8 protein-coding genes are annotated in these 8,662 nt (G+C 60.9%); 4 read left to right on the top strand and 4 right to left on the bottom strand.

Features of this window, described 5'->3' with window-relative positions; all coding sequences use genetic code 11:
- Positions 1–362 precede the first annotated feature (362 nt).
- The gene (locus AC5Y31_RS21090) at positions 363–1,226 is read left to right on the top strand and encodes a S1 family peptidase (RefSeq protein ID WP_499982759.1); all 864 of its coding nucleotides are present in this window, start codon (positions 363–365) and stop codon (positions 1,224–1,226) included.
- A 96-nt stretch (positions 1,227–1,322) separates the two neighbouring features.
- On the opposite strand, the gene AC5Y31_RS21085 is transcribed toward AC5Y31_RS21090, so the two are convergent.
- Positions 1,323–3,041 (bottom strand): hypothetical protein, encoded by a 1,719-nt coding sequence (locus AC5Y31_RS21085; protein WP_499982758.1) that lies wholly within the window; start codon positions 3,039–3,041, stop codon positions 1,323–1,325.
- A gap of 1,106 nt (positions 3,042–4,147) precedes the next feature.
- Between AC5Y31_RS21085 and AC5Y31_RS21080 the strand changes: the two genes are divergently transcribed.
- From AC5Y31_RS21080 to AC5Y31_RS21070, 3 genes are all read left to right on the top strand, one after another.
- A complete protein-coding gene (locus tag AC5Y31_RS21080) occupies positions 4,148–4,513 on the top strand; it encodes a hypothetical protein (protein WP_499982757.1) in 366 nt (121 codons plus the stop codon).
- A complete protein-coding gene (locus tag AC5Y31_RS21075; RefSeq protein ID WP_499982756.1) occupies positions 4,506–5,462 on the top strand; it encodes a hypothetical protein in 957 nt (318 codons plus the stop codon). Before AC5Y31_RS21080 ends, AC5Y31_RS21075 begins: the two co-directional genes overlap by 8 nt.
- 330 nt (positions 5,463–5,792) lie before the next feature.
- The gene (locus tag AC5Y31_RS21070; protein ID WP_499982754.1) at positions 5,793–6,029 is read left to right on the top strand and encodes a phosphatase domain-containing protein; all 237 of its coding nucleotides are present in this window, start codon (positions 5,793–5,795) and stop codon (positions 6,027–6,029) included.
- Positions 6,030–6,108: 79 nt separating this feature from the next.
- Here the strand turns inward: AC5Y31_RS21070 and AC5Y31_RS21065 are convergent, their stop codons facing one another.
- The 3 genes from AC5Y31_RS21065 to AC5Y31_RS21055 are packed head-to-tail and all read right to left on the bottom strand — an operon-like array spanning position 6,109 to position 8,662.
- Positions 6,109–6,756, bottom strand: coding sequence for a maleylpyruvate isomerase family mycothiol-dependent enzyme (locus AC5Y31_RS21065; RefSeq protein WP_499982752.1), 648 nt, complete (start codon positions 6,754–6,756; stop codon positions 6,109–6,111).
- The gene (locus AC5Y31_RS21060; protein WP_499982750.1) at positions 6,743–7,717 is read right to left on the bottom strand and encodes an LLM class flavin-dependent oxidoreductase; all 975 of its coding nucleotides are present in this window, start codon (positions 7,715–7,717) and stop codon (positions 6,743–6,745) included. Before AC5Y31_RS21060 ends, AC5Y31_RS21065 begins: the two co-directional genes overlap by 14 nt.
- A gap of 6 nt (positions 7,718–7,723) precedes the next feature.
- The gene (locus tag AC5Y31_RS21055) at positions 7,724–8,662 is read right to left on the bottom strand and encodes an NADP-dependent oxidoreductase (protein ID WP_499982748.1); all 939 of its coding nucleotides are present in this window, start codon (positions 8,660–8,662) and stop codon (positions 7,724–7,726) included.

Genomic DNA, 8,662 nt, shown 5'->3' with positions numbered 1-8,662 from the left:
GGTGGTACTCGTCCTGCCGTCAGATCGAGCCGTCCGCCACCTGGACAATGGTGTCGGCACTCCAAATCACGCTAGGAACCATCGGTCGTGAGTGCGATCATCCAACCCCCGCTCCCAGCAATTCAAGAAGTCCTGAGCAAGAAGCGTTGCACAACGCACCGACGCGAGAGTCTCTGCGGAGCACTCGATCTGCTGAAGCTCGGAGCCGACGTTGGCTCTATCCTGCATGTGTGGCTAAAAAACGGAGTCGCGCTCGGAGTCGGACTAGCCGGCCACCCCAAAGTAGGGCACCACAATCTCATGCAGCGCCCCCCAACGAACTACAAGTGCCTAACGAGTACTTCCATACCGTTCTGCTAACGATGTATTGGCTACCGGATGGCGGGGATGCTTCGATCGAGGATATTAAGAACGCCCCGGAATACGCGGTCGGAACGGGGTTCTTCTATGCTTACGAACACAACACGTACATAGTAACCGCCCGGCACAATTTCTCGGGTCGCCATTGGGAGACAGGTGAGTTTCTAAGTAGTCATTCGGTTGCGCCGACCCATGTGAAAGTTACCTTTCGCGTTAAGCCTCCGCAACAGGAAATCTTCGATGCCTCTGACGGGCTCGGAATCGAAGACTACGTTTTTCCCCTGGTTGACGCCGACCACAATCCGAAGTGGGGCGGCAGTGCGCTTGGCAACCAGATCGACTTGGCGGTTTTGCGTTTCAGTCAACCCAACGAGGGACTGCACATCCTTCCGTTGGAGCCGCCGCAGCTGAACCCGCGAAATGCGCGCTTTTGGATCACGCAGGATGCCTACGTCGTTGGGTATCCGTTCGGAATCGTTACCGGATTCATGTGGCCGATCTGGACTCGAGGTACGGTCGCGTCGGAGCCCGCTTTGTACTTCCCGTATAAGGATCACGAATACCCATTTTTCCTGCTGGATGTTCGTGCCCGGTCCGGTCAGTCGGGGTCGCCCGTGTTGCTGATGAATCACCCCTTCCATCAGCCCGCTTCCAAGAATGCCAAGCCGCGGACGCGGCTTATCGGTGTATACACGGGGCGTTTGAACTTAAATAATAAAAATGATTCCGACCTCGGCATAGTTTGGCATATTGGGGAAGTAGACAAGATCTGTCGGGACGGAGTCGTGGCGTCGACCGACGAAACCGAAACTGCGCTTGTACCAACCGATGACGTCGCCCCAAGTGCAAAGCGCACCGACTCGTAGTCGTACCTTCGCGAGTCCCAATTACTCGCCGGAGTCGTGACCTTTGTGCAACATCGACTAACCTCACTTCGCCCGCGGTGCTCGAGATTAAGAGAACTATCGGCTGATCGCGTCGGTACGGGCAGTTACCCATTCGAAGATGACGTCAAGCTGGCTATGATCGGGCGCGTCGGTAAGTAGCAGCGTCATCCCTGCAACCACCAGCGATGCGAGCGCGACGCACAGTGCGATGGTTCCGGAGCGTAGCGACCGCATGGATGAAGTGAGTGAAGCTGCTGCGGTTAGGATTTCTCGATAGTCGCCGTCAGCGACCGCGAGGGCTCGAAGCATCCGGGCCTGACGCTTTATCAGATGCTTGTTCAGATTGATCGGCTTTTGTGCTTTATATCCCAATTCCGCTAAATTTGCGGCCGACCAGGGAGTGTCTTCGAGCACGAATTTTGCGTGGTCGATGCGCCACCCCGGCTTGTTGTGCTGCCGAACGTCGCGGTCGATAGTGCTCAGGTCGTGGCTTTGCGTCAACAAATTTGACCGAAGTTGTTTTAGGTGCTTCATACGGTATCGTGCGTGATTTTTCCGCGCGGTATCTCGCATGGCGGCATACCGTATCTGGCAAAGAGTCAATAGTTCCGATATAGCGAGCCTAATGAAGTACGATTCTGCCGCCTGTCCCACCCAGTATGCGACCGAACTATCTTGTGCCTGGAGGCCATAGGAATTAAAGACATTTGCAAAAGCCTCGTAGACAGCGTCGCGGCCTCCCCATAAAGACCACGTCCCTCGTTCCTCCATGCAGGAGTCTGCGCGTATGTCCGCCTTCTCGATGACCATTGCTGGCAATTGATCTGAACGTTCGATCAATGTAGAACTGGAAAGCCCAAGCGCACGTAGTACGTCACTAGTGTTCTTGTCGGTCCGCTTTTCGAACCGCGCATCAAGTCCATCGAAGAGGAGGATGTCTAACAACGGTTGCGGATAGCGATTCGAAGCGAATGCACCGGGGCATTGGCTGCGGAGCCACCGTCGCGCTTGCTTGTGCAGCGCTCCGCGTGCCTCCTGGGTCTTCTGAAATGCAGTCCACTTTGCTCCTTGGGCTTGTGGCCAGGCACCACCCCACCTACCCCAGTCGATCCGAGGAAAGAATAGTCGATGCCAGGATTCATTTAGTTTGACAGCACCCCGTTCTGTCAGGTCGATTCGCGCCATCACGGCTGTCAAACCTTGTCCTATTTGGACCGCTTTCAGATCGACGCCGTCGAAGTATCTGGGCAATCTCCGGATGGAGGCGTCAGGGTAGTAGCGTGCCGATCTTCGACGAGCGACAGCGCCCAAATGCCACCAATGAAGCCCATGTCCGGACCTAGCTCCTTCGAGAGTTGGCCCCAGCTCGATATATTGCTTGATTTGGGTGGAGTTCCATTTGTTTCTCGCTAGTGATCGCTTGAGGTTGTCGATCTCGCTCGGCGGGAAGATATCGACGAGGAATATTGCTGGCATACTCACACGCTGGCCAGGCCGAACGATAAAAGGATCGGCAAAAGGATGGTCGTCTTTGAGCATTCGTCGATAGGTATGATGGGTAACGATGACGTGTAAGATATAAGACAGCGGCTTGGTGATCCGTAGCGGAAGCCTTCTAACAACTGGTGACCAACGAATTGCGTTGAGCATCCTATAGACAGGGTGGAATAGGCCGAAATGGTCGGGTCTTGGATTCTTACGAGATTCGTTGTACTGCTTCGCAGCGGCGCGTATCCGTTCTCTGGCCTCGTCCGTGAGGCCGTTTTCTGAGCCAGGGGACTGCGCATCAATCATGATGGCGATACTAGGAACGCTCGTTGATGAGCTGAGGTGCGGCGCGCCGGGACATGCTTGCCGGCCTTGATGTCGGGCCGCTACCTGAGGGAACGTGGCGGGCCGAACATTTGGTGGACGTGCATGGGCGCACCGAACCGGAGATTGAGCACATGGAGCGGGATTTCATCGCACCTCGACAAAGCGAGTTCGGAGAAGACGGGTGACCGACGTTTCGGGGGCGGTTATGAAGGACCGGCCACGCCGGCATGATCCAAGACGCGCAACGCATCAGGCTTGCTAGCCGGGCTCGCGGTGGTCGATCGGGAGTGGGATCACGTGACGAAAGGAAGAAGTGCCAGGCCTGCTGATTGCTGCGATATCTCTACCCCAACTGGGGATCGTGAGCCTGGTCGAGGAAATGACACGAATTTGAGACAAACCCAGATGACATTTCGTGAGACAACTGGCATAGCCGCAGGCCAGAACGACGCCGTCTGACACGGAGGGTGAGACCCTACACCGTTCCCGTACTACCCGCGCATTGGTCGTTGGTTTGATATCGGTCGGCGTCGATAAGTTGTTGGCATGTCGGCAGATAGCGACGAACGGACCACAGTGCGTGCGCAAGGCGTAGTGCCCGAGGCATCGCACGCTGGCGTTCGTCGGGCAGACAACGGTTCGGAAATTCCAATGCCTGAATTGATACGCACATCGCCTGTCGAATGTGTTGGCGAGCCCGCTGCTTCACGATCTCGCGACCAAGGACGTCTATTGGGACAAGGTTGTCAGCATTGCGAGCATCGGCCGCCGTGACGCCCTCAGCTGGGTGTTCCGAGGTGACCATCCGGTGGTGGTCGGAGGGGTACTCGTGGGGGACCCCGAACTTCGGTGCCGTACGTGACAGGGTGGCAAATTGGTGGTTTCGCCGGATCGCTATTGCCGTGATGGCTGTCCGGAAGATGCGGGGGCCATCTCTGCCCTCCCACACGCGGCAGATATCGATGACAGAGCCGAGTGGCCCTGAGGTCCGGAAAGAATTGGCCGCCCGAATTTGTCGGAGTGCGCACTTACACTATTGGTCAGCTTTGTGGTCGGGTTCAGGTGGAATCCGCTAAGGGGGATAGATGGCAGGGCAAGACGGCGTGCGCGAGTTCCGCGATGACGACGCTGGCTATCTGGCTTGGCTCGCCGCCCACCCCGACGGCTACGTGATCAACATCTTGCGAAGCCACAATCCGAGCGCGGCACGGTTGCACCACGCCAGTTGCCGAACGATCAACGATCAGAATCCAGGCGGGGGCAAGTGGACTGAGGCATACGTGAAGGAGTGCGCCGAATCTGAGGCCGAGCTCGAGCGGTGGTCGGAGAATCACGTCGGGGAGCCGGTTCTGCGATGCGGAACTTGTTTCAAAGCCAGCGCCGCCTTGTTTCAAAGCCAGCGCCGCCTCGCGGCCCCGTTCGACCAAGAATACCGACTCGGCGGTGGATGAGATGTCAGAGGTTCGCCACGACATAGCTGGGCCTGGCCCGAGTAGTGACGCAGTCCAAGCCTGGGCAGATGACTACATCCGTTTCGAGCGCCTGCCCGTCTGGCAACAGCATCTGCGCGCTGAGATCCGTCAACGTTGCCGAAGACTGGAACCGTCGCCGGAGCAGGTCTTGCACGCTACGTTCTTTGGCGCCAAGCGTCCCAATGCCGATGTCGAGAACCTTGTACTCTACAACATCGACTCGTTTAAGGTGGCGGGCCGCAATGGGATTCGCTTTGAACACGGAGGAACGCCGCCGGTAGCACCCGACATCGCCGAATATCGGTTCGGGTATTCCTACGCGTTGGCTTCGCGATCGGCAGCGTTCGTCCATTGGCGCTCAGCGCAACTGTTGGCTTCGTTCGGCTGGACCGACCTCGGCGCGTTCGCTGGCGAGAAGAAGCTGGAACCGGTCTGGCTAGCGCTGTCTCGCGGCGAGGCTCACGTGTACGAGCCGGCTGCTGCCGGTACGCCGTTCGCGGTGCGGGTCGAGGTCCGGCCACCCTATCCCCGGCAGCCGGTGTGGGGCGGACTAGTGAAGGGGATATTCGATGGGGTGATCTGCGCCTTCCAAGCCCACACCGAGACAGCGGTCCCGCCGGAGGTCCTGGAACGACTCGCAGAAAAACTTCGGGCGGAACCTGAAGAGATCCAGAGGCACTTGCTGGATCAGCGTCGGGCCGTGCTGGGCGGAGTGCCTCGCCTGGTCTCGCCCTACGGGTCGGGCGTGAAGTGGGATCCCTCGGACCACCTATGCGTGGCCGGCGAGTTGCTCGCCGTTGAGCCGAAACCGGGCGATGTCCACTGGGCGATCAGGGGTGAGATAACCACGCTTTCCCAGCATTCGGGAGTCGGAAACTCGGGACCTAGTACTGGCCCAGTAAATCCCGCGTTGCCGACGGCGCCATGAACGAGTGTTGAGGCCTCGTTAACCACCATACAAACCCGGCGTTCCGCGCAATGAACGAAAGCCCGTGTAGAAACCAATGAGTCGCCAACCCGCCGTACGCGTCGACATGGACGGCACCCTTTGCAAACATAGGCACCGTCGTCCACCTCCAGGCTGAGCCCGATGGCTTCAACGGCTTTCACCAAGCTTGCGTCCAGTGCCCACCGCACCGGGCAGTGGTCGACTGGTGCGTTGACCACCACGGGCAGGGACACGAGATCCTGATCGCCCCGGGTCGTGACCGCTGGGCGCACGAGCTGACCGCCCGATGCTGTCGGAGCACACCTCCCAGTGGTACACGCTGGCGTGTACATGCGCAGCGAGGGGGACTTCCGATCCAACATCGAAGTCAAGGGGGAAATCCACAGCCGCCTATCGCTCAAGTACGACATCCCCGCGGCAATCGATGACGACCCGGAGATCGTGGGTCTGTGGCAAGAGGCCGAGATTCCCGTCACGATGGTCCTCGACTGGGGCGAAATAATCCCGTTGAAGAGAACTGTTGGGGAAGCGGAAGAGATTGCATAGCCGCCAGATTGAGTCAGACTCGCCCAGGGCTGCACCCGCCTCCGGAAGAGCCGGTTACTGACATGCGGGCAACCTCCAGTCACGCCCGAAAGATATTGACCGTTTCGGGAAGACCAAGCATGCGCGGGTCGCGGCGTCCGGTAGCAGCGAGAAGGAACTCGTGGCCATCGATTCCGCCGTCCGACGCGAAAGCCGCGGCCGGTATCGCAAGCAGGTGGACCAAGTACGAGTCGGCTGCAGCGACCGGGTCGCGGCTCAGGACGCCGAGGACGAAATCAAGGCTGTCCCAAAGCCCCTCGCCCAGGTCCGTTAACTGGTTGACGGCGTCGCGGATGTCGTCGGCGTGCACGTACGCGTCCATCAGCAACGCATGTATCGCCCGGCCCACAGTCAAACGCGGCAACGGGCTGGGCCTAGCCCAGATGTCGTCGTCGAAGGCGGCCACCAGCCTTGCCGCCGACTGAATGATCTCCCGCATCTGGGCGGCGAGGCTCAAGGGCGACTCGGCGCGCAGCGACGCCGCCTGCTCCTCGGCGCTTCGGGTACCGCTTGCGCCCGTGACGGTGTCGATCGCCTGCCCCACAACATGGGCGGCGACGTCGCGCACCTGCCAACCGGCGCAGCGGGTGGCTCGGGCCCACATCGACATATCAAGCGTGGCCAGCAGATCCGCGAAGCTCCGGTACTCGCGGAGCAAGCCGGTCGTCGTGCGCTCACGGGTAAGCATGAGACGACTCCTTCAAGCGTTCCTTCACATCTCGAAGTCGCCTCAGCTGCACCTGGAATGCGTCCTGGGTGAGCACCCCGATACGGCAGACCAAATGGCGCACGCCGGCATCGATGTAGCTCGCCAGCTTGGCCGCGACCGCCTCAGGGGTCCCGGCGGCGAAGGCCTGCAGACTCTCGACGGCCGCAAGCGGAAATCCATACGTTGCGGTGGTGAATCGATCCAGTTCGGCTCGACCGCCATCGGGCGAGTCCGTGACCAGGACCGTCACAAAAAGGGCTGGGGTGACGGCGTCAGTCGGCCGCCCGGCCAGCTCGGCCGCGGCGCGAACGTCACCGAGACCCGCCCCGAAACCCGACGGCGTCGGCGGGTAGGGCAGCCAACCGTCATAGGCCGACCCCGCGCGAGCGCGGGCGCGCGGCGTATCGCCGGCAAGCCAGACCGGCGGCCCACCAGGATTGAACGGCGTTATGCCAGCGGGAATGTCAGTCAGGATGAGCGTGTCGCCGTGAAACGAGCTCGGACCTGCTCCGGCCCAGAGCTGCCGCCAGAGCGCAACAGTCTCGTCGAGCCGCCTGGAGCGCCGCCGCCATGGCACTTCCGACACCGCGTATTCGGTCTCCGATATCCCCGGAAAGCCGGCACCGACGGCGACGACGAGTCGACCCTGTGCCAATCGATCGAGGGAGGCCAGCGCTTGCGCGGCTTGCACCGGTCTGCGCAACGCAGGAAGAAGCGCAGCGGTGCCAAGGGTGACCCGCTCAGCCACCGCAGCAGCGGCCGCAAGAAATGTCAGTGCTTCGATGCGTGGGCCGATCAATGAGTCGTTAGCCCAGAGCGAGTCGAAGCCGAGATCTTCGACGGTCCGCACCATACGGACGAGTTGGCCAGGTTCGGTACCCGGCCATTGGTCGGCGGCAAGCAACGCCACGACCCCGACATGCAAATCAGAAGAAGTCATGTTCGTTCACACCACGGTGAGAATGATCTTGCCGCTGGTGCGGCCCTGGCTGCTGAGGGTCAGGGCACGCGCCGCGTTCGATAGCGGGAGCCGCTCGGCGATGTGCACCCGCAACGCTCCGCTATCGACGAGCTGCGCGAGGCTCCGGAGACCAGCCGCGTCTGGCTCGACCAGGTAGCCGTAGGCGTGCACCCCGAGCTCTTTCGCACGCTCGTAGAGCCCTGGTGTCCAGGCGGCTTGCGCGCTGACCAGAATCCCACCGGGACGAAGACATTCCAATGCCTCGATGCCGGCAGCACCGCCGAACATCTGGATCACCACGTCTACATCACGGACTGCCTCGTGGACCGGCGTGACCGTGTAATCCACCGCTTGGTCAACACCCAGCTCGGCAAGCAAACGGTGCTTGGCGGCGCGGGCGGTGCCGATGACGTACGCGCCGCGCGCCTTGGCGATCTGGACCGCCAAATGCCCGACGCCCCCGGCGGCGCCGGATATCAGCACGCGCTGACCGGGCCCAACGTGGGCGACGTCGACGAGCATCTGCCATGCGGTCAGCCCCGCGAGCGGCAGGGCGGCTGCTTCGGTGAAATCCACCCCGGCGGGCATGGCCGCGAAGTGCCGTGACGGCCCGGTGACGAACTCGGCGTATCCGCCGGCTTGCCGCGGGAACCACGGCATTCCGAAAACCCGATCGCCGACTTGGAACCGGGTGACGCCGTAGCCGATCTCCTCGATGACTCCTGCCACGTCCCAACCGTGAATGAACGGCAGATCGAGTACCCGGTTGTATGCCCGACCGTGACTGGTGTAGGAGTCCACCGGGTTAACACCTGCGGCGTGAACCCGGACTTTCACCTCGGTCGGAGCGGGCTGCGGTTCAGGGGCCTCCGCTAACCGTACGGAGGCGGGGCCGCCCCACTCATGTTGGATAATTGCGCGCAC

This window comes from Mycobacterium sp. NGS18 (assembly GCF_059813185.1).
The sequence above is the reverse complement of the archived record's forward strand: the minus strand, read 5'-3'. Positions and strand labels throughout refer to the sequence as shown.